Genomic DNA, 25,928 nt, shown 5'->3' with positions numbered 1-25,928 from the left:
GGGCGCCCGCGGCCCCGTCGGTGCCGACCGCGGGCCGTGGTGGTGTCCCCGGTGGCCGGAAGGCCCGGGCTCAGGTGGCCGCCAGGGCGTGCAGGTGCGCCGTTCGTGACTCGGTCGTCTGGCCCTGTACCAGCAGGAACAGCGCCTCGCGGGCCAGGCGCTGGGCACGGCTCGACAGGGACATCGACCGGCCGCCGCCGGCCACCACCGCCGCGGTGGTGGCCGTTCGCAGCACCTCGTACGCCTCCGCCCGCACCGCCAGCCGCTCCGTTACCCGCTCCAGCGGCGCCGGACGGTCGACCAGGGCGTAGGCGCGGCGGCGCACATCGGCGAGCCGGGCCGCGAGCGGCGCGGCCGTCTCCGGGCCCAGCAGGGACAGCGCGGCCTCCGCCACGCCGAAGACCGCCGGGGTGGCGTTCAGCGTCCTGGCCCGGTCCCCGGGCGCCCAGTGCTCGTACGGCGCCCGCAGGGCCACCGCCTCCTCGGGCAGCCACAGCCCGTCGAGCTCCAGCGACACCGTGCGCGCGGCCGTCAGCGCCGCGAGGCGCATCGGCTCCGACGCCCGCAGCCCCGCCTGCTCACGCGCCTCCGCGAACGCGAACAGCACCTCGTCCGCCTCGGTCACCCCGGCGAGCAGCATCACGTCGTTCAGACCCCACCCCGTGTACCAGGGCACGGTCCCGTCGAAGCGCCAGCCGCCACCGTCCCGGCGGACGCGCACCGGGACGCGACGCGGATACGACCGCAGATGCGCGTACGCCACCCCGGACAGCAGCTCCCCCCGTGCCAGCGGCCCCAGCAACCGTTCCCGGACCGGTAGCCCGCTCTGGGCCAGGGTCTGCACCGGCGTGTGGTGCTGGGTCTGCACGAACCACGTCGAACAGCAGGCCCCGGACAGGATCTCCGCGATCCGGCGGACCACGTCCGGCGGCGCGCCCGAGCCGCCGTACGCGACCGGGGCGCCCGCTCCCAGCAGTCCCGACCGTTTCACCGCTTCGATGTGGCTCACCGGCACGCCCTCCTGGTCGACGCGCTCGGCCTCGGGGATCAGCAGGTCCGTGGCGAGCCGAAGGGCGCGGTCGAGGAGCGGATGTGCGGTGGTGGCCGTCATGCGAGGAATTCTGTCCGGGAATTCTTCCGGCGTCGTGTCGATCCGGGGCCGGGCCGTTCGTGTAGGAGGTGTCAGGCACCCGAGAGACCCTGAAGACAACAGGAGGACGTCATGAAGCACTACCTGCTCAGCGTGGTCCAGCCAGCCGACGGCACCCCGCCCGCCCCCGACGCGCTCGCCGCGATCATGCGCGATGTGGAGGCCTTCAACGACGAGCTGCGCGCCGCCGGGGCCTGGGTCTTCGCCGGCGGTCTGCACGGTCCCGAGACCGCCACCGTGCTCCGGCCCAAGGACGGTGACGTCCTCATCACCGACGGCCCCTACGCCGAGGGCAAGGAGTACCTCGGCGGACTGTGCCTGATCCGGGCGGCCGACCTGGACGAGGCCCTGGAGTGGGGCCGCAAGGCCGCCCTCGCCACGACGCTGCCCGTCGAGGTACGGCCTTTCGTGGACCAGCACTAGCCGTGCGTCCCGCCGGACCATCTCGCGGCCCGCACGAGGCGGTCGCGAGGTGATCCGGGGACTCGGCGAGGCACTGCCCGGGGTTCACGCCAGCCTCTCGTCCTTGATCGCCAGCTGCTGGTCTCCCCTGCGGTAGGCCACGGTGCGGATGCCGAGCGCGTCCTTCAGCTGCCGGGCGGGCACGACCTGCGGAGTGGGCGCGGGTGCCCGCCCCGGCCTGGGCAGCGGGTAGGCGGTGGTGGTGGCGGAGTGGAAGGTGATGTTGCCCTCCGTCTTCGTGAACAGCTGGTGGACGTGTCCGTTGAGACAGGTGACCGAGGAGAAGCGGCGCAGCAGCGCGATCACCTTCAAGGCGTCGTCCGTGCTCCAGCCCCACCGCGGGTACATGGCGAACAGCGGGATGTGGCTGAAGACCACGACGGGGGTGTCCGACGACAGGCCGGCGAGGTCCTTGCGGACGAAGTCGATCTGCGCGGTGCCGAGGTGACCGAGCTTCTCCAGGCTCAGGGTGTTGACCAGGGCGAGGAAGTGCACACCGCGGGTGTCGAAGCTGTACCACCCGTCGCCGAGCGTGCCCTTGCCGAAGATCTGCCGGTAGGCGCGGCCCGCGTCGCCGATGGAGTCGTGCTCGCCCGGCACGGTGAACACACGCTCCGTGCGCAGCCCGGTCATCATCTGCCTGACCTGGTCGAACTGTCCCGCGGTCGACAGGTGGGTCAGGTCGCCGCTGTGCATGACGAAGTCGGGCGTGAACCCGAGCCCGTTGACCTGGTCGATCGCTTCGGTGAAGGAGCCGACCACGTCCGTGTTGGCCGGGCCCTGGAAGCCGATGTGGCTGTCGGAGACCTGCACGAACCGCAGTGCGCCGCTCGGTGCCGTGACGGCCCCGGCGGTGGCGTTCCGGGAGCCGGCGACATGGCTGAGCACCTCTCCGCCGGCCACGGTGAGCACGACGGCTCCGCCGAACCACCCGGCGTGCCGCATGAGCTGGCGCCGGGTCATGCCGTGTTCGGACGCCGGCGGCTCCTCGGCGCCGTCGACCGGTGCCGGGCCCTGATGGCCGTCGTACCCGGTCATGAGGTCACCTCCACGGTGCCGGTCATGAACGGATGGATGGTGCAGACGTAGCCGTAGCTGCCGGGCTTGGTGAAGGTGTGGGTGTAGGTGCCGTGCGTGGCGAGTGCGGGCGAGTGCAGCGGGCCGCCCGAGCCGGCGCTGGTGACGGTGTGGGCGTCGGTGTCCTCATTGGTCCAGGTCACCGTCGTGCCCGCCTTGATCTTCAGCGTGGCCGGAGAGAACGCGAAGTTCTTGATCGCCACGGTGTCCGCGGACACCGGCGCGGCGGTGGTGCCCCCGCCCGGAGAGGCCATGGGCATGGTCATGCTGGGCGCTGCCGAGCCGCCGGGCATCCCGGCAAGCCGATGCTGGCCCGGGCCGGGCGTGAGGGAGCCGGTGCCCGCGGAAGGGGGTGACTGGCCGCACGCGCTCAGGAGTCCCAGTACACCGGCGGTGGCGACGGCCAGCCCGGCCGCACAGCGCGATCGGCGGCTCACGGGGCGGAAGTTGACGTACATGATGTTCATTCCCCACTGGTCAGGTGATGCCGTCCGTGACGGCTCATGCCTGGTTTCACGGGCAGGGGTGTCGCACGGTTCGGTGGATACACATCTTTTTCGGGCCATCTATTCAGTCAGTGGGTATGGCACGACAAACCAGCGCATATGAGTGATGATCGGCTTATGCCATGGAGTGCTCGAAAACGTGGCGAGGCGGCCGATCCGAATCGCTCCGGGGGCCGTGTTCCGGGTGACGGGACCGTTTCGACCACGGACGAGGAACTGCTCCGGGCTCTGTATGCCGAGCACGCAGGCCCACTGTTCCACTACGTGCTGCGACTGACGTCAGGAGACCGGCAGTGGGCCGAGGATGTCGTCCAGGAGACGCTGCTGCGGGCGTGGCAGCACCCCACCGCGTTCGAACCCGGACGCGGTCCGGCGCGCGCCTGGCTGTGCACGGTCGCCCGGCGCCTGGTCATCGACATGCACCGGGCCCGGCAGGCGAGGCCGGCGGAGGTGGGCGGCGAGGCGCTGGAGCGGGCCGCGGAGCAGGCGCCGGGCGAGGACCGGATCGAGCAGGCGTTGCAGAGCTGGGCCGTGGCCGACGCCGTCCGGACGCTGTCCCCGGACCATCGTGCGGTCCTGCTGGAGACGTACTACCGGGGCCGGACCGTGGCGGAGGCCGCACAGGTGCTGGGCATCCCGCCGGGCACCGTCAAGTCGCGGACGTACTACGCCCTGCACGCCCTCCGGCTGGCACTGCGGGAACGGGGCATCGAGCCATGACCACGGCATGGAGGAGGTGCCGGCCATGAACACGGACCATGACGCCCTCCGGCTGGCGCTGGGAGGATATGTCCTCGGCGTGCTGTCGCCGGCGGAGACGGAACAGGTGCGGGCGCACCTCGCCGAATGCGACGCGTGCCGGGCGGAACACGCCGAGCTGGCCGGACTTCCGGCACTGCTCGCGACGGTCACCGCGGCGGAAGCCGAAGGCCGGCCCGCGCCGGCCGGCGACGAGGACCCGGCCGACCGGCTGGTGCGGCGGGCGGCGGAGAGCGCCGGGGGCTCGTTCCGGGCCCCGCCCGGCCCGTCCGCGGTGCCGCGGGCTCCCGAGGCGGGACTGCTCGACCGGATGCTTCGGCAGGCCGCTGCCCGGCGCCGCAGGACCTGGCGGTGGCAACTGGCCGGGGCGGCCGCCTCGTTGACGCTGGTCGCCGGTGCGGCGGTCGGCGGCACCTGGCTGGCGGTCGGCGGACCGGTGGCCGGTCAGGCGACACGGCCCGCACCGGTCACCCCGGCTCCGTCGCGCATCTTCTCCGGAAGCGACCCCACCACCGGCGTCACCGCGTCGGTGCGGGTCTCACCCTCGGCGTGGGGCAGTGTGCTGCAGGTCTCCGCCCGGGGGGCGCCCGCGGGCATCACCTGCCGGCTGCAGGCGATCGGGACCGGTGGAACCAGGGCGGACGCCGCCACCTGGCGGGCGGGCGAGTATCCCGTCGGCACCACGATCCCCGGGGCGGTCCCGATGCCCCCGTCCGCCATCGAGCACTTCGAGATCGTCGCGGGCGACGGCCAGAAGCTGGTCACGATCCGGGCATGAGGCGAGCGGGGCGCACCGGCTCACCGCCCAGCGGACGAATTCGATCCCACAAGATGCGCAAAAGGGGCGAATGGCTCGAACTATATGTGCTCGCCATCCGTAGAACTCAATGAGTGCTCACATACAGGTTCCTACGCAGAAGAGCCAGAAGACCATGTTTGTGACCGATTCCGCCCGTGCCGGCTCACTCCCCGCACGGTCCTGCCACCACCAGGCGATGCTCACCCTGCCCGCGCAGGAGGCGCATGTCCCCGCCGCCCGTCATCTCGCGGCCGAGCTGCTGGAGTGCTGGCGCGTGCCCGAGAGCGAGCGGGACTCCGCCGTCCTCATCGTCGACGAACTCGCCGCCAACGCCGCCCAGTACGGCCGCGAACGCATGACGCTGCTGCTCGTCCTCGACGGCGGCACCCTGCACATCGTGGTCACCGACTCCGGCACGGCGGTCGAGCGCGTCCCTCACGACGTGGCTCCGGACGAGCACGGCCGAGGCACCGGCATCGTCGACTCCCTCGCGCAGTCCACCGAGGTCCATCAGACCCGCGGCGGGCGGGAAGTCCGCGCCTGTCTGCGGTGCTCGGCATGAGGCAGCCCGTACGCTTGCGACGGCCGGCCCCGACAGGACAGCCGCCGCCCACCGGCCCGCACCCCACCCCACGGCCGGCATCGTCCGGGTCGGGGCGTGATCGGACAGGAGGGCACGGGCGCCCATGCCGGACACCGTCGATGTCGAGGCCGTCTTCCGCGCCGAGTACGGGCGCGCGGTCTCCGTCCTCGTCCGCTTCCTCGGCGACATCGACCTCGCCGAGGAAGCCGTCCAGGACGCCTTCACCACCGCCGTACGCACCTGGCCCGAGGCCGGTGTGCCGCCGAGCCCGGCCGGCTGGATCATCACCACCGCACGCAACCGGGCGATCGACCGGCTGCGCCGCGAGTCCTCCCGGGACGCCCGCCACGCCGAGGCCGCCCGCCTGTACGCGTCCGACGCACCGCCCGATGAGGGTCCCGTGCGCGACGACCGGCTCCGCCTCATGTTCACCTGCTGCCACCCCGCGCTCGCCCTCCAGGCCCGGGTCGCCCTGACCCTGCGTCTCCTCGGGGGGCTGAGCACCGCCCAGATCGCCCGCGCCTTCCTGGTGCCGGAGCCGACCCTCGCCCAGCGGCTGGTGCGGGCCAAAGCCAAGATCCGGGACGCGGGCATCCCCTACCGCGTGCCCCGCGCCGCCGATCTGCCCGCGCGGCTGGGCGGTGTCCTCGCCGTCGTCTACCTGATCTTCAACGAGGGCTACACCGGCGACCCCGCCCTGTGCGCCGAGGCGCTCCGCCTGGGCCGTCTGCTCGCCGCCCTGATGCCGGACGAACCCGAGGTCACCGGCCTGCTCGCGCTGATGCTGCTCACCGAGTCCCGTCGGCCCGCCCGGCGCGACGCCGACGGCGTCCTCGTCCCGCTGCCCGAGCAGGACCGCTCCCGCTGGGACCGGGCCCTCATCGCCGAGGGCCAGGACCTGGTCCGGCGCTGTCTGCGCCACGGCCGGCCCGGCCCCTACCAGATCCAGGCCGCCATCAACGCCGTGCACGGCGACGCGCCCACCGCCGCCGCCACCGACTGGCCGCAGATCCTGCGCCTGTACGACCAGCTCATGGCCGTGGCGCCGTCCCCGGTCGTCGCCCTGAACCGCGCGGTCGCCCTGGCCGAGACCCAGGGCGCCGCCGCGGCGCTCGACCTGGTCGACACCCTGGACCTCGGCCGCTACCACGTGCTGCACGCCGTCCGCGCCGACCTGCTGCGCCGCCTGGGCCGCACCGCCGAGGCCGCCACCGCGTACGGTCTGGCCGCCGAGCTGGCCGCGAGCGAGGCCGAGCGGGCCTATCTGGAGCGACGCCGACGGGAGACCGGCCCGGCCGCGTGACCCTCGTCACCCCGAGCAGCCGGAATGAACTTGAGAACCTGAAAGGTTGGTGAATACATCCACTGACACCTAGGCTCGGGCCCGAACCAGCCCGTGCACCTCAGCGAGGCATCCGTGAACCACCACGCACCCGAGCAGCCCGCCGACATCGTGGCCCGGCTGCGCGCCACCTTCACCACCGGCCGCACCAAGCCCGTCGAGTGGCGCACCGGCCAGCTGCGCCGCCTGCGCGCGATGCTCACCGAGCGCGGGGCCGACCTCGCCACCGCCCTCCGCGCCGACCTCGGCAAGAGCGGCACCGAGGCCTACCGCACCGAGATCGACTTCACCGTCCGCGAGATCGACCACACCCTCGACCACCTCGCGCAGTGGCTGCGCCCCGAGCCCGCCCCGGTCCCGGCCCACCTCGGCGCCGACGCGAGGGCCTGGACGCAGTACGACCCCCTCGGCGTCGTCCTCGTCATCGCCCCCTGGAACTACCCGGCGCAGCTGCTGCTCGCCCCGATGGTCGGCGCCCTGGCCTCCGGCAACGCGGTCGTCGCCAAGCCCAGCGAGCTGGCCCCGGCCACCTCGGCCGCCCTCGCCGAGCTGATCCCGGCCTATCTCGACACCGACGCCGTCGCCGTGGTGGAGGGCGGCATCCCGGAGACCACGGCCCTGCTGGCCGAGCGCTTCGACCACATCTTCTACACCGGCAACGGCACGGTCGGCCGCGTCGTGATGCGCGCCGCCGCCGAGCACCTCACCCCGGTCACCCTCGAACTCGGCGGCAAGTCCCCGGTGTTCGTGGACCGGGACACCGACCTCGACGTGGTCGCGGACCGGCTCGCCCGCGGCAAGTTCCTCAACGCCGGCCAGACCTGCGTCGCCCCCGACTACGTGCTGACCGACCCGGAGACCGCCGCCGCCCTGGAGCGCGCGCTGGTGCGTGCGGTGGAGGCGCTGTTCGGCACGGACCCGCAGGCCTCGCCCGAATACGGCCGGATCATCAACGAGCGGCACTTCGACCGGCTCTCCGACCTCCTCGACTCCGGCCGGGTCGCGGTCGGCGGGGAGAGCGACCGTACGGCCAAGTACATCGCGCCCACCGTCCTCGCGGACGTCGACCCGAAGTCGCCCGTCATGCAGGAGGAGATCTTCGGCCCGATCCTGCCCCTCGTCACCGTGTCCGGCCTGGACGAGGCGATCGCCTTCATCAACGACCGTGACAAGCCGCTCGCGCTGTACGTGTTCAGCGAGTCCGAGGAGACCCGCGCCCGCATCGCTGCCGAGACCTCCTCCGGCGGCCTCGGCCACGGCCTTCCCCTCGCCCATCTCACCGTCTCCGACCTGCCGTTCGGCGGCGTGGGGGAGAGCGGCACGGGCAGCTACCACGGCCGGTACTCCATCGAGACGTTCAGCCACCGCAAGGCCGTCCTGGAGAAGCCGCTCGGCTGAAACCCGCACCTTCGCACCCGGCGCCCTGCCCGCCCGCCGCACCGCACCGCGGTCATGCGGCGGACGGGCGGCGCCGGCGTTCCCCCGGCACGCCGGGCGAACGCCGCCGCGCCCGCGCCTCACACCGACGGACGCTCGGAAACGGCCGGACGTCCGGCACCGCCCCCTCGGGGACGGGTGCCCCGGGCGCACGGCCGTTCGAGGGTCCGCTTGACTACCATCGTGTAGACGGTCGCAACGACCGCAGACGAGGACGGGGTGAGGAACGTTCCATGACCGAGGCGAAGGACGAGCGGCGGCCGGCCGGTGAACTCGAGGCGAGCGTCATGGCCGCGCTCTGGGCCGCCGGCGCACCACGGACGCCCGGCGAGGTCCAGCGGAGCCTCGGCACGGACCTGGCCCGTACGACGGTGACCACCATCCTCACCCGCCTGTACGACAAGGGAGTCGTCGAGCGGCACCGCCAGGGCCGCGGCTACGCCTACGTCCCGGTGCGGGACGTCCAGGACGCCCAGGGCCTCACCGCCCGCCGGATGCACAGCGAACTGGACCGGGACGACGACCGCCAGACGGTCCTCGCCCGTTTCGTCGCCCAGCTCAGCCCCGACGACGAACGCATTCTGCGAGACCTGCTCGAATCCGGCGAACGATGACCGCGCTCCTCCTGCTCCCGCTGCTGCTGCCCTTCGCCCTCCCGGCCCTGGCCCGCCGGGCGCTGGACCGGCTGGTCCCGGTCGCCGCGCTGTGGGCCGTCACCGCCTGCGCGGTGCTCCTCGCCGGCTGCTCGCTGGCCGCGCTCGGCTCGTTCGTCCTCGTCGGGCTGCTCAAGCTCCCCCTCTTCGCCGCGCTCGGCGAGCTGATCCACCCGCTGCGCACCGCCTCGGACCTCGTCGTCCTGCCGGCCGCCGCGACCTCCGTCGGTGTGCTCGCCGTCTGCGGCTGGACCCTCGTCCGCTCGGTGCTGCGCCAGACCCGCGCCTTCCGTGCGGCCCGGACGGAGGCCGGGCGCGGCCCCGCGGCCGGCGACCTGTGCGTGGTGGACTCGCCCCGCCCGGACGCCTACGCGCTGCCCGGCCGCCCGCACCGCGTCGTCGTCACCACCGCGATGCTGCGCAGCCTGGACGGACCCGAGCGCGAGGCGCTGTTCGCGCACGAGCGGGCGCACAACGACGGCGGACACCACTACTTCCTCGCCGCCGCCGAACTCGCCGCGCACTGCCATCCGGCCCTGCGCCCGGTCCGCGAGACCATCCGGCTGGCCGCCGAGCGCGCCGCCGACGAGGCCGCCGCCGTCCGGGTCGGCGACCGGCGCCTGATCGCCCGGGCCATCGCCCGTGCGGCCCTCGCCGGCCAGGCCGCCCGCACCGAGCGCCCCGGCTTCGTGCCCGCCGCGACCACCGGCCCCGTCCCGCAGCGCGTCCAGGCCCTGCTGGCCGCTCCGCGCGCACCCCGGGCCGGCCGGACGATCGCCGCTCTCCTCATCGCCTGCACGGCCGTCTCCTGCGTGGCCTCGGCCGCGGGAATGGCCGACTTCCACCACCGGGTCGAGGTCGCCCAGGGCGACGAGACACCCTGACGAACCCCTCCGGAGAACCCACCCGCGGCCCTGCGTACGTGCCTGGCACCACCGCACGGCAACGCGCGTAGAACAGGGACTGGCGCGCGCAGGGTTTTACGTATAACCTCACCCGCTAACCACCCCCACCGGAAGGTCCCGATGCGACGCGTCGCCCTGGTCACCCTCGTCGTCGACGACTACGACGAGGCCATCCGCTTCTACACCGAGGCCCTGGGCTTCCGGCTGGCCGAGGACGCCCCGCGCCCCGACGGTTCCCGCTGGGTCGTCGTGGAGCCGGGGACCGAGGGCACCGGCACCGGCCTGCTCCTGGCCCGGGCCAAGGGCGAGGACCAGCGGTCCCGGATCGGCGACCAGACCGGCGGACGCGTCGGGTTCTTCCTGCACACCGACGACTTCGCCCGCGACCACGGCCGGATGACCGCGGCCGGCGTGACCTTCCTGGAGGAGCCGCGCCACGAGCCGTACGGCACCGTCGCCGTCTTCCAGGACCTCTACGGCAACCGCTGGGACCTGCTCCAGCCGGCCGACCACTGACATCCCACCGCACCACCTGAGGAAAGCCCTGCCATGACCGCGCCCCGCATCGACACCGAGACCCTCCGCCGGCTCCCCAAGGCCGTCCTGCACGACCACCTCGACGGCGGCCTGCGCCCCGCCACCGTCGTCGAGCTCGCGGCCGCGGTCGGCCACCAGCTGCCCACCACCGACCCCGACGAGCTGGCCGCCTGGTACTTCGAGGCCGCCAACTCCGGCGACCTGGTCCGCTACATAGCCACCTTCGAGCACACCCTCGCCGTCATGCAGACCCGCGAGGGCCTGCTGCGCACCGCCGAGGAGTACGTCCTCGACCTCGCCGCCGACGGTGTCGTCTACGCCGAGGTGCGCTACGCCCCCGAGCTGAACACCAACGGCGGGCTGTCGCTCCGCGAGGTCGTGGAGACCGTCCAGGAGGGCCTCGCCACCGGTATGGCCAAGGCCGCCGCAGCCGGCACCCCCGTGCGCGTGGGCACCCTGCTGTGCGGGATGCGGATGTTCGACCGGGTCCGTGAGGCCGCCGACCTGGCCGTCGCCTACCGCGACGCGGGTGTCGTCGGCTTCGACATCGCCGGCGCGGAGGACGGCTTCCCGCCCGCGGACCACCTTGAGGCATTCGAGCACCTGCGGCGCGAGAGCGTGCCCTTCACGATCCACGCCGGCGAGGCCCACGGCCTGCCCAGCATCCACCAGGCCCTGCAGGTGTGCGGCGCCCAGCGCATCGGCCACGGCGTGCGCCTCGTCGAGGACATCCCCGACCTCGCGGCCGGCAAGCTCGGCCGGCTCGCTTCCTGGGTGCGCGACCGTCGTATCGCCCTGGAGATGTGCCCGACCTCCAATCTGCAGACCGGCTGCGCCACCTCGATCGCCGAGCACCCCATCACGGCCCTGAAGGACCTCGGCTTCCGGGTCACCCTCAACACCGACAACCGCCTGGTGTCGGGCACGACGATGACCCGGGAGATGTCCCTGCTGGTCGAGGAGGCCGGCTGGACGGTCGAGGACCTGCGCACGGTCACGGTGAACGCCCTCAAGAGCGCGTTCATCCCGTTCGACGAGCGCAAGGCCCTCATCGAGGACGTGGTCCTGCCGGGTTACGCGGCAGCGCTCTGAAGCAGCCCCCTCAGGTAGGCGGCCTGTCCGATGTGCTGAAGGTCGTCGGACAGGACGCTCACCAGGCGCACACCCAGACTGACCGGGGGATCCCACCGCTCGTCCACGACCCGTTCCAGATCCTTGGCGGCGAGCGAGCGCAGCGCGCCGAGCGACTGCTCGTGGACGGCGTCGTAGTACCCCGTCAGCTGGTCGGCCGACTCGACCCGCACCTTCGCGATCTTCGCGGGACTGTGCCCGTAGCCGGTGTCATGGCGGGGCAGGCCGAGGCCGAAGCGCTTCTCCCAGCCCTGGGACAGCCACACCTGGTCGAGGTCGAAGGCGTCGGCGATGTGGTCGTCCTGCACCCGGGTGAGATGCCAGACGAGCCAGGCGATGGAGTTGGCGTCGGGGGCCGGGCGGTGGTGCAGCTCGTCCGGTCCGAGGCCGTCGAGGGCGGCATGGACTTCTTCCTGGATGCGGCCGTAGCCGTCGATGAGGATGTCCTTTGCGTGCATACCGTCCACCATCCCAAACAGCGGGCGCTCATGCGTCCGGAATCAGGCTCCCGTGGACACCGGGCGGCGCCGGCTCCGGCGTCCCGCCCCCTGTTTCCAGGAGGGTGACGAGTGCCCGGGCGGCGGGACTGGTCGCGCGGTCCGGCGGCAGCAGGGCCACCGTCTGGTACTCCGCCTCGCCCGCGCCCTTCAGCGGCAGCGCCGTGAGCGAGGGCCGCTTGTGCCGGAAGTGCCGCGGTACGACCGCGATCCCCAGGTTCTCGTCCACCAGGTCCAGCAGACTGTGCACGTCGTTGACCTCCAGCGCGACCGTGCGCCGGACACCGGCCGCGGCGAACGCGGCGTCGGTGGTGCGCCGCGGGCCCCAGTCCGGGTGGAAGTCCACGAAGACCTCACCGGCCAGGTCGTCCGGGGTCAGCACCGCGTCGGCCGAGGCGAGCCGATGGCCCGGATGGCACAGCACGGTCATCGGCTCACTCGTCAGCGCCACCGAGCGCAGCTGGTCGGTGTCCGCCTGGGTGCGGTAGGCGAAGGCCAGGTCGAGGCGGCCGGCCGTGACCTCCTCGGCCAGCGCGCCCGAACCGGCCTGCCGCAGCCGGATCTCCACGTCCGGATGCCGCCCCCGGAACGCGGCCAGCAACCGCGCCGGATGAACGCCCGCGATGCACTGCTCGGTGCCCAGTGCCAGCGTCCCGCGCAGCACGCCCTGCACCGCGGCCACCGCCTCGTGCGCCGCCCGCACCTGCGCCAGGATCCGCTCGGCCTCCACCAGCAGCGCCCGCCCCGCCTCCGTGAGCGTCACCCGGCGGGTGGTGCGCACGAACAACGGCGCCCGCAGCTCCCGCTCCAGCGCCCTGATGGACGCCGACAGCCCCGACTGGGACACCATCAGGCGTTCGGCGGCCCGGGTGAAATGCTGGTCCTCGGAGACGGCGACGAAGTGCTGCAGATGGCGCAGTTCCATGATTGAGAAGCCTAGTCGCTGAATCCCATCGGATTCTTCTGTTGGACCGCTGCCCGGCGGGCGGGGAAGAGTGGGAGCGGTGACCAGGAGCGCAAGCTCCCGGGAGCCGGGAAGACACGTGTGCCAACCCCTCTGGAGTCGCGTTGTACACCGCACACCCCGACCGTTACGCCGACATGCCCTACCGGCGCTCCGGACGCAGCGGACTGAAGCTCCCCGCGCTGTCCCTCGGCCTGTGGCACAACTTCGGCCCGGACCGGCCCGTCGAGACACAGCGGGCCGTCCTGCGCCGCGCCTTCGACCTGGGTGTCACCCACTTCGACCTCGCCAACAACTACGGCCCGCCGCCCGGCGCCGCCGAGTCCGCGCTCGGCGAGGCCCTGAAGGCCGACCTCGCGCCGTACCGGGACGAGCTGGTGATCTCCACCAAGGCCGGCTACCTCATGGGGCCGGGCCCGTACGGCGAATGGGGCTCGCGCAAGTACCTGCTCTCCTCGCTCGACCAGAGCCTGACGCGTATGGGCCTGGACTACGTCGACATCTTCTACTCGCACCGCGCCGACCCGGACACTCCTCTGGAGGAGACCATGGGCGCGCTGCACTCGGCGGTCCAGCAGGGCAAGGCGCTGTACGTGGGCGTCTCCAACTACTCGGCGGAGCAGACCCGCGAGGCCGCACGCATCCTCGCTGGCCTGGGCACCCCGCTCCTGATCCACCAGCCGCGCTACTCGATGCTCGACCGGCGCCCCGAGGACGAGGGTCTGCTCGACGCCCTGGACGAACTCCAGGTCGGCTCCATCGTCTACTCCCCGCTGGAACAGGGCCTGCTCACCGGCCGCTACCTCGACGGCATCCCCGAGGACTCCCGGGCGGCGAGCGACAGCCCCTTCCTGAACTCGGACGCGGTCACCGAGGACCTGGTCGCCCGGCTGCGCTCGCTCGACGAGATCGCCAAGTCCCGCGGCCAGACCCTGGCCCAGCTGGCCCTGGCCTGGGTGCTGCGCGGCGGCCGGGTCACCTCGGCGCTGGTCGGCGCGAGCAGCCCGCAGCAGATCGAGGACAGCGTGGGCACGATCCGCAACCTGCACTTCGATGACGAGGAACTGGCGCGGATCGACGCGATCGTGAAGGCCTGAACCCACCGAGCCGCCGCCCCGACCGGAGGTGAGCCGGTGCCGACGGGGGCTCCAGGGCTGAGCCGTTCGCCGCCGGCCCTGAGGCGAGCCGGTGGTGAGGCGTCCGCACGCCTCGGGGGTGACCGCGCAGACCCGAAGGCATCAGGTCCGGCCGAGCCGCCCACGTCCCTGCGGGAACCGGCCCCCGAGCCACTCCGGGAGCCGCGGGCCCGCCCATGAGCCCCCACGGCCGCACGCTCGCCCCTGGGGGTCCTGTGGCGGTTCTGTGGTCGCGCGCTCGCCGCCGACCGGTCCAGTGGCCGCCGAATCGCACGCCCACCCGCGGCGGCCCGGCGGCCGCACGCTCGCCCCCGGCGGTCCTGTGGCCGCGCGCTCGCCTGCGACGGGCGGTGCTGTGATCGCTTGCTCGCCCCTGGGGGTCCTGTGGCCGCACGCTCGCCCCCGGCGGTTCTGTGGCCGCGAGCTCGCCTGCGACGGGCGGTGCTGTGATCGCGTGCTCGCCCTGGCGGTCCTGTGGCCGCGTGCTCGCGCGCTCACCCTGGCGGCCCCGCGGCCCCCGGGGCCGCGCGCTCCCCTGGCACCCCCGAGGCCGCGCGCTCCCCCTGACACCCCGCGACCGCGCGCTCACCCATCCCGCTCCTGAAGCGGCACGGTCACCCGAGCCGCCCCCGCGGCCGCACTCACTCCGGCGGCGGCCGCTTCGTCGGCCAGACGGTGTCAGGCACCCGCCGGCACCCGGTCCAGAAAGCCCAGGACCTGCCGGATCCGGCCCTCCGCGTCCAGCGTGACGACGTCGAACCCGGCCACCGGCGCCGAGCCGTCGGCCTCGTTCACCAGCTCCCAGCCGAAGCGCGCGGTGTCGTGGTGGCCGTCCACAACGCCGAGCGGGCGGAAGACGAACCCCGGGAACTGCTCGTGCGCCGCCGCGATCACGGCCGCGATGCCCTCGTGGCCGCGGACCTCGGCGAGCGGGTCGGTGTAGCCGCCGTCCGCGGTCCAGGCGGCGGCGACGGCCTTCTTCAGGGCCTCGGGCTCGGTGGCGTTCCAGGCCTCGAAGTAACGGCCGGCGGCGGTCTCGTAACGGTCGGTGTGCGCGGACATGGTGAATCAGCCTCCATCGAGGTCGTTGCTGCTGGTCGGGACCGGATCCGGGGCTTCGCCGATCCGGTGTGACCACCATGCCGGAGACCCGAGGGGCGGGTCGATTACCTGCCTGGTAATGCCCCGGGGCCGTGCGCGCCGGTGCATTCCGGCCAGAACAGGTGGTGAATATGCCAACAGACTGGCCGGAAAGTCATGGTGACTGTGTTTCGGGAGTGGCGATACTCGAACGCCAGGGGCACTTCACCGCACAGAGCCGCACGCAGAGCGAGGTCCAGCCGCCACACAGCCAGGCGACGGGGGAGTGAGACATGCACGACGAATTCCTGTGCCATGTCACGGCGTACGGCATGTGCGACGGCCGGCGCATCGGCGTACCGCTCGGCACCTACCGCGCACCGACGCTGGCCCTCGCCCTGTGGTGGCTGAGGGACCGGGCGTCCTGGATCGCCGAGCGCCTCGACCCGGCCCCGGAGGGCCCCGCCTTTCCGGCGGGCGCGCTGGTGCCGGTCCCGGACACGGTCGTCGACGTGCCGGCCCTGCTGCGCGGCTGGTGTGCCGACGACGCCCGGCAGGAGCTGGTGGCCGACGAGCTGGCGGGCGGACGGCTGGTGCGGATCGCCGCCAGCGACGACACCACCGAGTACGAACTGCTCGCCGAGTCCGTGGACGCGGTGCGCATGCAGCGCGTCCTGCCGGTGCTCGTGGTGCCCGTCGCCTGACACGTGTCCGTTCAGCCGGAGCCCGACCCCCCGGCAGGGGCGTACAGGTGAGCGAATCGGTAGAATTCTGGCCATGGCGGAGCGGTCGGTCGCCCCGACGGCGCCCGAACTCGTCCTGGAGACCGACACGGGCTCCACGGTGATGAGCCCGGGCCGCGACTACCACGTCGGACGTGACCCGTTGAGCGACATCGTCCTCGACGATGCCCGGGTCTCCTGGGACCACGCCGTGCTGCACTGCGATGACGACCACTGGACCCTGACGGACCGGCACAGCACCAACGGCACCTACGCCGACGGCCGCAGGATCGAGCGGTGGGCCGTGCGCCCCGGCAGCGTGATCCGCTTCGGCAACCCCGCCGACGGCCCCCGCGCGGTACTCGCCGGAGCCCCGCGGCCCGCCCCCGACCGTCCCTCCGCGGTGTCGCTGCCCCAGCTGACCGGCACCTTCCGCCGGCCCACCAGCGTCCGCCCGCTGCCCGCGCGCTCGGTCCGCATCGGCCGGGCGGCCGACAACGACCTCGTGGTGGAGGACCTGGTCGTCTCCCGGCGCCACGCCGAGCTGCGCGCCCGCACCGACGGCACGTACGAGATCGTCGACCTCGGCAGCCACAACGGCACCTACCTCAACGGCCGGCCCGTCACCCGCGCGCCCGTGCGCCCCGGCGACATCGTCGGTGTCGGCCACTCCGCGTTCTGCCTGGTCGGCGACGAACTCCAGGAGTACGTCGACACCGGCGAAGTGGCCCTGGACGTCCAGGACCTCACCGTCGCCGTGGACGGTGGCAGCAAGGTGCTCATCGACCACGTGTCCTTCCCGCTCGGCGAGAAGTGCCTGCTCGCGGTGGTCGGGCCGAGCGGCGCCGGCAAGTCCACCCTGCTGAACGCCCTCACCGGACAGCGGCCCGCCGACCGCGGCACCGTCCTGTACGACGGCCGCGACCTCTACCGCGACTACGCCGAACTGCGCCAGCGCATCGGCCTGGTCCCGCAGGACGACATCCTGCATCCCCAGCTCACCGTGCGCGCCGCCCTGTCCTACGCCGCCGAGCTGCGCTTCCCCGAGGACACCGCCCAGGGCGAGCGGCGCGCCCGGGTCGCGGAGGTCATCCGGGAACTCGGTCTCGAACAGCGCGCCGAACAACCCGTGCACAGCCTCTCCGGGGGCCAGCGCAAGCGGGTCAGCGTGGCCCTGGAACTACTCACCAAACCCTCGCTGCTCTTCCTGGACGAGCCGACCTCCGGCCTGGACCCCGGCATGGACCGCTCGGTGATGCACATGCTGCGCGGCCTCGCCGACGACGGCCGCACCGTCATCGTCGTCACCCACAGCGTCCTCAGCCTGAGCCTCTGCGACCGCCTCCTGGTGCTGGCTCCGGGCGGCAGGGTGGCCTACTACGGCCCGCCCGACGACACCCTCGCCTTCCTCGGCTTCGAGCAGTGGCCGGAGGCCTTCGAGGCCTTCGACCGCGACCAGGACCGCGACTGGGCGCGGGAGTACCGGGACTCGCCGTTCCACCGGCACTACATCACCGAGGCCAGCACCCAGCCCCGCCACCCCGGCCCGGCTCCCGTCACCACGGCGCCGCCGCCCCGCCCGCGAGGCTGGGCCGCCCAGCTCGGCACCCTGGTCCGCCGCTACGCGGCCGTCCTCGGCGCCGACCGCACCTTCCTGCTCGTCATGATCGCGCTGCCCTTCGTCATGGGCGCCATGGCCCGGGCCCTCGCGGGCACACGGCTCACCCGGGAGACGGCGATGAGCGCGCTGCTCATCCTGTGCGTCGGTGCCGTGCTCACCGGCGCCGCCAACGCGGTGCGCGAACTCGTCAAGGAACGCGTCGTCTACCAGCGCGAACGCGCCGTCGGCCTGCCCAGGTCGGCCTATCTGATGTCCAAGGTCGTGGTGCTCGGCACGATCAGCGTCGTCCAGGCCGTCGTCCTCACCCTGGTCGCCCTCCTCGGCGTCGACCTGAACGCGCCCGGCGGCAGGGGCGTCCTGCTGCCGCCGCTCGCCGAGATCACCCTGGCCGTCGCCCTGCTGGCGTTCACCGCCATGATGCTCGGCCTCCTCGTCTCCGCGCTGGTGCGCAAGGAGGAGGTGACGATGCCGCTGCTGGTGCTGCTGGCCATCGTCCAGGTCGTGCTCTGCGGGGCCCTGCTCAGGCTGAGCGGCGTGCCCGGCCTGGACCAGCTGTCCTGGCTCGTGCCCTCCCGCTGGGCGCTCGCCGCCATGGCCGGCACGGTGGGGCTGTCCAGGACCGTGCCCGGCACGCTGACCGCCGACCCGCTCTTCCGGCACTCGACAGGCGTCTGGCTGCTCGACCTGGCCATGCTGGTGGTGCTGTCCGCCCTCTACGGGCTCGCGGTCGCCCGGCTGCTGCGCCGGCACGAGCCCGCCGTGATGCGGAGGTAGGCGGCACGATGGCACCCACGACGACGTCACGCACGCGGAAGCAGGCGCCCCGATGAGCAAAGCGCCCAGTCCCGGATTCCAGCCCACGCACGTCGTGCCGCGGCGCGGCATGCCCGCCTGGGAGTCGCCCGACCCGGCCCGGCCCACCGTGCCCCTCGACCCGCTGCTCCCGGTCGAGCTGGTCGAGCGGCGCGGCGACTGGGGGTACGTCCGCTGCTCCAACGGCTGGGGCGCCTGGGTCGACGGCCGCCGGCTCGTCGCCGTACCCGACGACCCGCCCGCCGGCGACGCTCCGGACGGCACCGCCGATCCCCGGCCCCTGCTGGCCCGCGCCGAACAGGCCCTGGCCGACTACCGGTCCGCGGTCGAGGAACTGGCGGCCGGTGCCCTGGACGGCGAGGACTTCGAGGACCGCACCCGGGACCTGAGGATCGGGGTCGTGGTCGACGGTGAGTCCATGTGGCTGTACGACCCCGAGGAGGGCCGCTGGGTCTACGGCGACGGACGGCGGCTGACCACCTACGCCACCGACCGGGCGGTCACCGGCGAGGGCGACACCGGGCACGCCCCGACCCGGCTGGTCGCGCCCGAGGGCGAGCGCTGATGGCACGCGAGACCAGTTTGTTCTCCGGCCGGCCCTCGGAGCTGATCGGCCGGCAGGTGGCGGGCTATCTCGTCGAGAGCGAGATCGGGCGCGGTGGCATGGCCGTCGTCTACCGGGCCCGCGACCTGCGCCTGGAGCGCACGGTCGCCCTCAAGCTGCTCGCCCCCGAACTCGCCCGCAACGACACCTTCCGCAAGCGCTTCACCCACGAGTCCCAGGTGGCCGCGGCGATCGACCACCCGCACATCGTGCCGGTCTTCGAGGCCGGCGAGACGGACGGAGTGCTCTACATCGCCATGCGGTACGTCTCCGGCAGCGACCTGCGCCGCCTCCTCGACCTGCGCGGACCACTGCCGCTGCCGGACACCGTACGGATCGCCGCGCAGGTCGCCTCCGCCCTCGACGCCGCCCACGAGCACGGCCTGGTCCACCGGGACGTCAAGCCCGGCAACATCCTGATCGCGGAGGGCATCGACAGTGACCATCCCGAGCACGTCTACCTCACCGACTTCGGGCTCACCAAGAAGTCGCTGTCCCTGACCGGCTTCACCAGCGTGGGCCAGTTCGTGGGCACCCTCGACTACGTGGCCCCCGAGCAGATCTCCGGCCGGCCGGTCGACAGCCGCTGTGACGTCTACGGCCTGGCCTGCGTCGTGTACGAGACCCTCGCCGGCCGTCCGCCGTTCCTGCGCGAGGACGACATGGCCCTGCTCTGGGCCCACCAGTACGACGAGCCGCCCCCGCCGAGCGAGGTCCGCCCCGGCCTCGCCCCGGCCGTCGACCCGGTCTTCGCCCGGGCCCTCGCCAAGAGCCCGGACGCCCGCTACGACACCTGCCTGGCCTTCGTCTCCGCCCTGCGCGCCGCCACCGCGCCCGGCGCGGCCCCGGCCGACGTCCACGCGGCGGCGGGGCCCGGCACAGAGCCCGACACGGAGACGGACCACACGGCGGCCGCGACCCCACGGCCCCCGCGCTGGGCCGAGCCGGCGTTCGGGTCCTGAGACCCCTAAGGCCGCTCCACCTCGCCCCGCCTGCGCACCGGGAGCGCCAGCAGAGCGCCCACGAACCCCGCGACCAGCCCCCACACCGCACCCAGGCCCACCGCCTGCCACAGCTGGGGTCTGAGGAACAGCTCCCCGGACAGCCCGCCGCCCACGTCACCGATGCCGAGCAGGGACAGTCCGTAGTGCGCCGAGACGCGGCCCGTCAGACAGATCATCAGCACCGCCAGCGCCAGCGCCACGGCCAGGTGGACGGCGTGCTGCCACAGGCGGATCCGGGCCGGTGAGCGGACCGCCATCCGGAAGGCCACGGCCAGCAGCAGGATCGCGTCCAGCACCACCAGCCACCACCACCGGGCGTCGTGGGCGGTGAGCGAGCGCAGGTTCAGCGCGGACACGTCCGGGGTGCGCAGGATCGCGTCCAGGACGTGCGGCATCGGCAGGCCGAACGGGCCGTCCACGCGGCCGTTCCAGGTCGCTCCCATGCCGAGGGTGAGGGCCAGCCAGGCCAGATTCGGCAGGCCGAGCAGGATCAGCGCGAGGGTCGCCGGGGCGTGCCCACGGGTCGCCGCCGTGATCAGCGCGGTGACGAGCCCGACGGCGACGTACGCGAGGAGCAGGGCCACCGTCGCGTGCGCCGCCGGGCGCACCGACTCCTGGAAACGCAGCAGCCGCGCCGGCAGGGGCGCCCCGTACGCGACCAGCAGGGCCAGCAGCAGCACCCCCGCCAGCCACAGCAGTCCGAACAGGACGGTCAGCGGCACGTTCGCGGTGAACCCCACCCTCGGCGACACGTCGAACAGCCCGGTCAGGTCGCTGAGGGTGCCGCTGCCCACGTCCACGGCGAAGGTCTGCCGGGCGCCGAAGGCCAGGCCGACCAGCACGAGCAGCCACAGCACGGCGATCCGGGCGGCCCAGCCGCCCAGTTCACCTGCCGAGGCCACCGCCCGGTGCCGCAGCGGGCGCAGGAAGCCCGCGCCGATCACCAGGGCGCCGGCGAGCGTCACGGACAGCGGGATCACGGTGATGCCGGCCCGGGTCTGCGCCAGGACGCCCGCGTTGCCGGACAGTTCCACGCTGCCGCCCACCGCCGTGACCAGGGTCGCGACCACCACCCTGGGGAACGCGCCGTCCGGCAGGTCCGCCGCCCCGGCCGCCCACAGCCCGAATGCCGCCACGAGCACCATGACGGCCAGCCCGGTCAGCACCGTGGCCACGGCCCGCGCCCAGCCGTGGTGGGCGGCGGGCCGCGCGGAGACGGTCGGAGCGCTCACGCCTGCCACGCTAAGCAGCGGCAGGGCACCGCGCCCGCCGAGTGGGCCGTCCGCGTCGGCTTGCGAGTGTCAGAACCCTGCGACACACAATGGGATCGACGTGCAGCCGAACGCACCCCACGGGATGTGACTCAAGAAACGCCGCGCATCGCGCCGCGTATCGCGACGATCGCGACGGGAAGAAGTGCTCGTGAGCGCCGAACCTCCGTCTTCAGGCCGCCCGACCGGACCGCCCTCCGGCCCGCTGTCGGGCTCCTCCCGGCCCCCCTCCGGACCACCGCCCGCGCAGCCCCCGGGCGCCGGCGCCGGGCCCGGGGGGCCGCACGGGCCGTGGTGGAAATCGGTACCGCGCGTGGCTGCTCTCAGCGCCGCCGTCGCCCTCCGCCCCCGCCGCCTCCGGCAGGGCCAACGCGGTGCGGGGAGTCGAGGGCGGGGCGCCCGGCCTCTACGGCGGCACCCAGAGCACTCCCTCCTGCGATGTCGAGAAACAGATCAAGGCTCTGCAGGCCGAACCGGGCAAGAACAAGGCGTTCGCCTCCGTGGTCGGCGTCCAGCCCTCCGGCGTGCCCGCCTACCTGCGCTCGCTGACCCCGGTCCAGCTGCGCGTCGACACCCGGGTCACCAACCACGGCTACCGCGACGGCGCCGCCACCGCCTACCAGTCGGTGCTCCAGGCGGGCACCGCCGTGCTGGTGGACGGCCACGGTGTGCCCCGGGTGCGCTGCGCCTGCGGCAACCCGCTGGCATCGCCGGTGGCCCAGAAGGCCACACCGAAACTGGTGGGCACCCGCTGGTCGTCGTACCGGCCCTCGAACGTGGTGGTGGTGACGCCCGCGCCGAAGGTCGTCGACGTCTTCGTGCTCTACGACGCCCCCCACCACGACTGGATCCACCGGCAGCGCGGCGACCCCGACGGCCGGCACGACCGGCACGCCAGGCCGCCGGTGTTCCCGCACCCCTGGAACCCGCCGGAGCCGTGCCCGCCCTCGCCGGGTAAGCCCGGGACGCCGGGCCCCTCGCCCCGGCCCTGCGGGCCCACGTCGGGCAAGCCGAGCACCTCGCCGTCGTGGTCGACGTCGTCTTCCTCGCTCTCGTCGAGCCCGTCCTCCCGGCCCCCTTCGAAGCCGGCCTCGTCCTCTTCGAAGTCCTCCTCGCCTGGTTCGTCCTCTTCTTCCTCTTCGTCGTCCTCGCCGTCTTCGTCGAGTTCGCCGTCGTCCTCGTCCTCGCCGTCGAGGTCGAAGCCGGCCGAGCCGAAGTCGTCGGAGCCGGAGTCCTCCTCCGGGCCGGCGTCGTCGTCGGAGTCGTCGTCCGAGTCCTCCTCCGCCGGGCCGACGTCACCGTCCGCGGGCTCCCCGGCGACCGAGAGCTCCGGCGAGGAGTCGTCGCAGGAGCGGACGACCGGCTCCGCGCCGCCGTCCTCCGAGAACTCCGCCGCCGGCGTGACGACACCCTCGTGACCCTCGCCACTGTGCGCGGCGGGCGAACGCCCAGGGGGACTGCCGGGCCCGGCTCGGGGTACGAGGACAGGTGCGACAGGCGACCGGCCGGGCCGAGTTTTCGAGAGAGACAGCATGACCGAGCATCTGGGCGGGGCAGTGATACCGACTGGTTTCGACGTACCCGTGGAGCCGCTGCGACGCGCGGCGCACTACACCGGCGAACCCGGATGCATCGCCGAGGCGCGTGCCTTCGCCTCCCGGTTCCTGGAGCAGCTGCGGACCGAGTGGTGCGCCACCGCCGACCGGCGTGCCGACGGCGAGCTGCTGCTGCTCGTGAGTGAACTCGTCACCAACGCCGACCGGCACAGCAACGGCCCCTACATCCTGGAACTGGAGGGCACCGACAGCGCCGTCACGGTGTCCGTCTACGACAGCAGCTCCGCCCTGCCCCGCCGCTACCCCAAGGATCCCGAACGCGTCGGGCGGCACGGCCTGGAGATCGTGTGGGCCCTGGCCTCGGCGGTCACCGCGGAGCGCGTACCGGTCGGCAAGCGGGTGCGGGCCCGCTTCGAACTGCGCCGCCCGGAAGCGGGCTGACCTCAGGCGCAGCCCAGCTCGCCGAGCATGCCCTCGCGCAGCCGGGTGATGATGCGCTTGATCAGCCGGGACACATGCATCTGGGAGCAGCCGAGCCGTGCCCCGATCTCCGCCTGGGTGGCCTCCTCGACGAACCGGAGATGGATGATCTCCCGGTCCCGCTCGCTGAGCTCCGCCATCAGCGGGGCGAGCGCGTGGAAGTCCTCGACGAGCCGCAGCCCCTCCTCCTCGACACCGATGAAGTCGGCGAGCACCGCCTCGCCGTCCTCGGGACCGTCGCCGGTGAGCGCGGCGTCCAGGGAGGCGGAGTTGTACCCGTTGGAGGCGAGCTGGGCCTCGACCACCTCGTCCTCGGAGATGTTCATCAGCGTCGCCAGCTCGGCCACCGTCGGGTCCCGGTCCAGCCGGCTGGACAGCTCCTCGCGCGCCTTGGCCAGCTCCACCCGTGCCTCCTGGAGCCGGCGCGGCACGTGCACCGCCCACGTGGTGTCCCGGAAGAACCGCTTGATCTCGCCCACGATGTACGGCAGCGCGAAGGAGGTGAACTCCACCTCGCGTGTCAGCTCGAACCGGTCGATGGCCTTGATCAGGCCGATCATGCCGGTCTGGACGATGTCCTCCATGTCGTCGCCGCGTCCCCGGAACCGTCCGGCCGCGAACCGCACCAGCGACATGTTCATCTCAATGAGGGTGTTGCGCGCGTACTGGTACTCGTGCGTGCCCTCCTCCAGCTCGGTCAGGCGGCGGAAGAACTGGCGGGACAGCTCCCGTGCGTCACGCGGCGCGACGGACGCAGGGTCCGCGATTCCAGGCAGTGACTCCTCGCCCGTCCTGTCCTGCTCGGCCCTCTCGGCGACCTCTGCTTCTGACCGGATCCCGGCGGTGTTCATTACCTCTCCCACGAATGTCACGGTGCTCCGTCTGCCGTCTGCCCGAGCGGCCAGCTTTTGTCCGTTTCCCACCTTTTATTCCGGATACCCGAACCCCCGGTACTTGATGCGTGCCGGCGGTGCCGCTCACGGGGCGGGTACCCCCGGTCACGTCTCGCATGCATGTGTTGTCGCGCAGTGGCGCGAAACACGCCCCGCCGATTTCCCCCAGAGCGCAACGCGGCGCCCTTGCCCGGCGGCCCCCGGCTCGTAGGCTGGCGCGGGTGACCAACCAGGTGAGTAACGAAGCCCGAGTGATCCCGCTGCGACCGGCGCCCGCCCGCCCGGCGGACCCCGAGTCCTCGCCCGCGCGGAACACGGGGAACACGCAGAACAGAGAGAACGCGGGGCAGCAGGAGGGCAAGGAGCCGTTGTGGCGTGATCTCGTCGGTGAGGTGCTGCGCCGCGAGCGGCGGTCCCAGGAGCGCACCCTCAAGGACGTGGCCGACGCGGCCAGGATCTCGCTGCCCTACCTCTCCGAGATCGAGCGCGGCCGCAAGGAGGCCTCCTCGGAGGTCCTCGCCGCCGCGGCGCACGCACTCGGCCTGGGCCTCGCCGACCTGCTGTCCCTGACCCACGCGGAGCTGGCCCGCCACACGACCCCGCATCGCCGTCCGACCGCCGCGCGTCCCCGCCCCTCCGCCGGCCTCTGCCTGGCCGCCTGAGCCGCCCCGGCCGTACGACGACCCCTACGGCTTCTCGCGGAGCCCGCGGAAGAACGCTCGGATGTCGGGAACCAGGAGGTCCGGCTCCTCCAGGGCCGCGAAGTGGCCGCCCCGGTCGAACTCGGTCCAGCGGACGAGGTTCTCGGTGCGCTCCGCCTTGTGCCGCAGCGGCATCTGGGGGTCGGCCGGGAACACGGCCAGCGCGGTCGGCGCGGTCGAGGGCTCGGCCGGCTGCCACGCCCGGTCGCCGCCGGTGTGGGCCCGCTCGTAGTAGATACGGCCGGACGAACCGGCCGTACCGGTCAGCCAGTACAGCATCACGTTGGTCAGCAGCCGGTCCCGGTCCACCGCCTCCTCCGGCAGCTCCGCGCAGTCCGCCCACTCCCGGAACTTCTCGACGATCCAGGCGAGTTGACCGACGGGAGAGTCCGTCAGGGCGTAGGCCAGGGTGTGCGGGCGGGTGGACTGCAGGCCGGCGTATCCGGCGCCGTCCCGGAGCCAGGCGTCCCACCGGCGCCAGGACAGCAGCGTCCGCTCCCGCTCCCCGGGGTCGAGCGCGGCCAGCTCCTCCTCGGTCGGCTCGGTGGCCGCCTGCGCGCCGGGCAGCAGATTGAGGTGGACGCCGATCACGCGCTCCGGATGGACGCGCCCCAGCTCGCGGGAGATCCCCGCGCCCCAGTCGCCGCCCTGCAGCCCGAACCGCTCGTAGCCGAGCCGCCGCATCAGTTCCACCCAGGCGTCGGCCACCCGGCGCGCCTCCCAGCCCCGTTCGGTGGTGGGTCCGGACAGCCCGAAGCCGGGGATGCTCGGCACGACGACATGGAAGGCGTCCGCCGCGTCGCCGCCGTGCGCGACCGGGTCGGTGAGCGGGCCGACCACGTCCAGGAACTCCACGACCGACCCCGGCCAGCCATGGGTGAGGACCAGCGGCGTGGCGTCCGGCTCGGGTGAGCGGACGTGGGCGAAGTGGACGTTCGTGCCGTCGATCGTGGTGGTGAACTGCGGCCACCGGTTCAACTCGGCCTCGGCGGCGCGCCAGTCGTACTCGTGCCGCCAGTACCGGACCAGCTCGCGCAGATAGCCGGCCGGGACGCCGTACTCCCAGCCGGCTCCGGGCAGCTCGGCCGGCCAGCGGGTGCGGTCGAGGCGGTCGTGCAGGTCGTCGAGGTCGCTCTGCGGGACCGAGAGCCGGAAAGGTTCGATGCGTTCGGCGGGCGTGGAGGTCATGATCGGGATGCTAGGCGCGGACGCCGTTCACCCGCACGGATTATCCGGCGCCCCCGC

Annotated in this window: 26 protein-coding genes and 1 pseudogene; 18 read left to right on the top strand and 9 right to left on the bottom strand. The window is 73.2% G+C overall.

The features are described from left to right. Positions 1-70: 70 nt before the first annotated feature. A complete protein-coding gene (locus IO33_RS0109900) occupies positions 71-1,111 on the bottom strand; it encodes an acyl-CoA dehydrogenase family protein (RefSeq protein ID WP_031162653.1) in 1,041 nt (346 codons plus the stop codon). A gap of 111 nt (positions 1,112-1,222) precedes the next feature. On the opposite strand from IO33_RS0109900, the gene IO33_RS0109895 reads away from it, so the two are divergent. Continuing rightward, positions 1,223-1,573 (top strand): YciI family protein, encoded by a 351-nt coding sequence (locus tag IO33_RS0109895; RefSeq protein ID WP_031162651.1) that lies wholly within the window; start codon positions 1,223-1,225, stop codon positions 1,571-1,573. 84 nt (positions 1,574-1,657) lie between these two features. Here IO33_RS0109895 and IO33_RS0109890 read toward each other — a convergent pair whose 3' ends face one another. Beyond that, positions 1,658-2,650 (bottom strand): metallophosphoesterase family protein, encoded by a 993-nt coding sequence (locus IO33_RS0109890; protein WP_037685176.1) that lies wholly within the window; start codon positions 2,648-2,650, stop codon positions 1,658-1,660. Beyond that, entirely contained in the window at positions 2,647-3,126 is a 480-nt protein-coding gene (locus IO33_RS52305) for a cupredoxin domain-containing protein (RefSeq protein WP_245235743.1), read from the bottom strand. Before IO33_RS52305 ends, IO33_RS0109890 begins: the two co-directional genes overlap by 4 nt. 168 nt (positions 3,127-3,294) lie before the next feature. Between IO33_RS52305 and IO33_RS0109880 the strand changes: the two genes are divergently transcribed. The 9 genes from IO33_RS0109880 (at position 3,295) to IO33_RS0109840 (ending at position 11,302) form a co-directional block, all read left to right on the top strand. Beyond that, positions 3,295-3,915, top strand: a complete 621-nt coding sequence (locus tag IO33_RS0109880; RefSeq protein WP_078963463.1) for a sigma-70 family RNA polymerase sigma factor — start codon at positions 3,295-3,297, stop codon at positions 3,913-3,915. Positions 3,916-3,940: 25 nt separating this feature from the next. Next, on the top strand, positions 3,941-4,732 hold the full coding sequence (locus tag IO33_RS0109875) for an anti-sigma factor family protein (protein WP_031162646.1): 792 nt from the start codon (positions 3,941-3,943) through the stop codon (positions 4,730-4,732). Positions 4,733-4,892: 160 nt separating this feature from the next. Further along, positions 4,893-5,315 (top strand): ATP-binding protein, encoded by a 423-nt coding sequence (locus IO33_RS0109870; RefSeq protein ID WP_245235742.1) that lies wholly within the window; start codon positions 4,893-4,895, stop codon positions 5,313-5,315. 124 nt (positions 5,316-5,439) lie between these two features. Further along, positions 5,440-6,639: an RNA polymerase sigma factor gene (locus IO33_RS0109865; RefSeq protein ID WP_031162639.1), complete on the top strand. Its 1,200-nt coding sequence runs from the start codon at positions 5,440-5,442 to the stop codon at positions 6,637-6,639. 114 nt (positions 6,640-6,753) lie between these two features. Continuing rightward, complete coding sequence (locus IO33_RS0109860; RefSeq protein WP_031162637.1) at positions 6,754-8,076, top strand: aldehyde dehydrogenase family protein; 1,323 nt, start codon at positions 6,754-6,756, stop codon at positions 8,074-8,076. A 272-nt stretch (positions 8,077-8,348) separates the two neighbouring features. Further along, positions 8,349-8,729 (top strand): BlaI/MecI/CopY family transcriptional regulator, encoded by a 381-nt coding sequence (locus IO33_RS0109855; protein WP_031162635.1) that lies wholly within the window; start codon positions 8,349-8,351, stop codon positions 8,727-8,729. Further along, positions 8,726-9,652 carry a M48 family metalloprotease gene (locus IO33_RS0109850; protein WP_031162633.1) on the top strand — a complete coding sequence of 309 codons (927 nt, stop codon included), beginning with the start codon at positions 8,726-8,728 and terminating at the stop codon, positions 9,650-9,652. The genes IO33_RS0109855 and IO33_RS0109850 overlap by 4 nt, the downstream gene beginning before the upstream one ends. 141 nt (positions 9,653-9,793) lie before the next feature. Then, positions 9,794-10,189 carry a VOC family protein gene (locus IO33_RS0109845; RefSeq protein WP_031162631.1) on the top strand — a complete coding sequence of 132 codons (396 nt, stop codon included), beginning with the start codon at positions 9,794-9,796 and terminating at the stop codon, positions 10,187-10,189. A gap of 33 nt (positions 10,190-10,222) precedes the next feature. Continuing rightward, a complete protein-coding gene (locus IO33_RS0109840; RefSeq protein WP_031162629.1) occupies positions 10,223-11,302 on the top strand; it encodes an adenosine deaminase in 1,080 nt (359 codons plus the stop codon). Here the strand turns inward: IO33_RS0109840 and IO33_RS0109835 are convergent. Together IO33_RS0109835 and IO33_RS0109830 are read right to left on the bottom strand one after the other, a co-directional pair. Further along, positions 11,284-11,799 carry a mycothiol transferase gene (locus tag IO33_RS0109835; protein ID WP_031162627.1) on the bottom strand — a complete coding sequence of 172 codons (516 nt, stop codon included), beginning with the start codon at positions 11,797-11,799 and terminating at the stop codon, positions 11,284-11,286. The two genes, IO33_RS0109840 and IO33_RS0109835, sit on opposite strands and share 19 nt — an antisense overlap. Before the next feature lie 28 nt (positions 11,800-11,827). Then, on the bottom strand, positions 11,828-12,763 hold the full coding sequence (locus tag IO33_RS0109830; protein ID WP_031162625.1) for a LysR family transcriptional regulator: 936 nt from the start codon (positions 12,761-12,763) through the stop codon (positions 11,828-11,830). Between the two features lie 143 nt (positions 12,764-12,906). Between IO33_RS0109830 and mgrA the strand changes: the two genes are divergently transcribed. Continuing rightward, positions 12,907-13,899 carry an L-glyceraldehyde 3-phosphate reductase gene (gene mgrA / locus IO33_RS0109825; RefSeq protein WP_031162622.1) on the top strand — a complete coding sequence of 331 codons (993 nt, stop codon included), beginning with the start codon at positions 12,907-12,909 and terminating at the stop codon, positions 13,897-13,899. A gap of 717 nt (positions 13,900-14,616) precedes the next feature. On the opposite strand, the gene IO33_RS0109820 is transcribed toward mgrA, so the two are convergent. Beyond that, the gene (locus IO33_RS0109820; protein ID WP_031162620.1) at positions 14,617-15,000 is read right to left on the bottom strand and encodes a nuclear transport factor 2 family protein; all 384 of its coding nucleotides are present in this window, start codon (positions 14,998-15,000) and stop codon (positions 14,617-14,619) included. A gap of 311 nt (positions 15,001-15,311) precedes the next feature. On the opposite strand from IO33_RS0109820, the gene IO33_RS0109815 reads away from it, so the two are divergent. The 4 genes from IO33_RS0109815 to IO33_RS0109800 all read left to right on the top strand — a co-directional run bounded on the left by IO33_RS0109815 (position 15,312) and on the right by IO33_RS0109800 (position 19,740). Then, positions 15,312-15,722, top strand: a complete 411-nt coding sequence (locus IO33_RS0109815; protein WP_031162619.1) for a hypothetical protein — start codon at positions 15,312-15,314, stop codon at positions 15,720-15,722. A 73-nt stretch (positions 15,723-15,795) separates the two neighbouring features. After that, positions 15,796-18,135: an ABC transporter ATP-binding protein/permease gene (locus tag IO33_RS0109810; protein WP_031162617.1), complete on the top strand. Its 2,340-nt coding sequence runs from the start codon at positions 15,796-15,798 to the stop codon at positions 18,133-18,135. Between the two features lie 52 nt (positions 18,136-18,187). Continuing rightward, positions 18,188-18,739, top strand: a complete 552-nt coding sequence (locus tag IO33_RS0109805; RefSeq protein ID WP_031162614.1) for a hypothetical protein — start codon at positions 18,188-18,190, stop codon at positions 18,737-18,739. Further along, on the top strand, positions 18,739-19,740 hold the full coding sequence (locus IO33_RS0109800) for a serine/threonine-protein kinase (protein ID WP_031162611.1): 1,002 nt from the start codon (positions 18,739-18,741) through the stop codon (positions 19,738-19,740). Before IO33_RS0109805 ends, IO33_RS0109800 begins: the two co-directional genes overlap by 1 nt. Before the next feature lie 5 nt (positions 19,741-19,745). Here IO33_RS0109800 and IO33_RS0109795 read toward each other — a convergent pair whose 3' ends face one another. Then, entirely contained in the window at positions 19,746-21,014 is a 1,269-nt protein-coding gene (locus tag IO33_RS0109795; RefSeq protein ID WP_031162609.1) for a streptophobe family protein, read from the bottom strand. 190 nt (positions 21,015-21,204) lie between these two features. Between IO33_RS0109795 and IO33_RS53765 the strand changes: the two are divergent. Next, positions 21,205-22,279, top strand: a pseudogene (locus tag IO33_RS53765) (DUF6777 domain-containing protein); the annotation flags it as partial. Between the two features lie 306 nt (positions 22,280-22,585). Next, positions 22,586-23,050, top strand: coding sequence for an ATP-binding protein (locus IO33_RS0109780; protein ID WP_031162605.1), 465 nt, complete (start codon positions 22,586-22,588; stop codon positions 23,048-23,050). 2 nt (positions 23,051-23,052) lie between these two features. Here the strand turns inward: IO33_RS0109780 and IO33_RS0109775 are convergent, their stop codons facing one another. Continuing rightward, positions 23,053-23,940 carry an RNA polymerase sigma factor SigF gene (locus tag IO33_RS0109775; RefSeq protein WP_031162603.1) on the bottom strand — a complete coding sequence of 296 codons (888 nt, stop codon included), beginning with the start codon at positions 23,938-23,940 and terminating at the stop codon, positions 23,053-23,055. A 263-nt stretch (positions 23,941-24,203) separates the two neighbouring features. On the opposite strand from IO33_RS0109775, the gene IO33_RS0109765 reads away from it, so the two are divergent. Continuing rightward, entirely contained in the window at positions 24,204-24,644 is a 441-nt protein-coding gene (locus IO33_RS0109765) for a helix-turn-helix domain-containing protein (RefSeq protein ID WP_031162601.1), read from the top strand. Between the two features lie 24 nt (positions 24,645-24,668). Here IO33_RS0109765 and IO33_RS0109760 read toward each other — a convergent pair whose 3' ends face one another. Next, positions 24,669-25,871: an epoxide hydrolase family protein gene (locus IO33_RS0109760; RefSeq protein ID WP_031162599.1), complete on the bottom strand. Its 1,203-nt coding sequence runs from the start codon at positions 25,869-25,871 to the stop codon at positions 24,669-24,671. Positions 25,872-25,928: the final 57 nt, after the last annotated feature.

Origin of the sequence: Streptomyces durhamensis (genome assembly GCF_000725475.1) — a bacterium.
Classification (GTDB): domain Bacteria; phylum Actinomycetota; class Actinomycetes; order Streptomycetales; family Streptomycetaceae; genus Streptomyces; species Streptomyces filipinensis.
The sequence above is the reverse complement of the archived record's forward strand: the minus strand, read 5'-3'. Positions and strand labels throughout refer to the sequence as shown.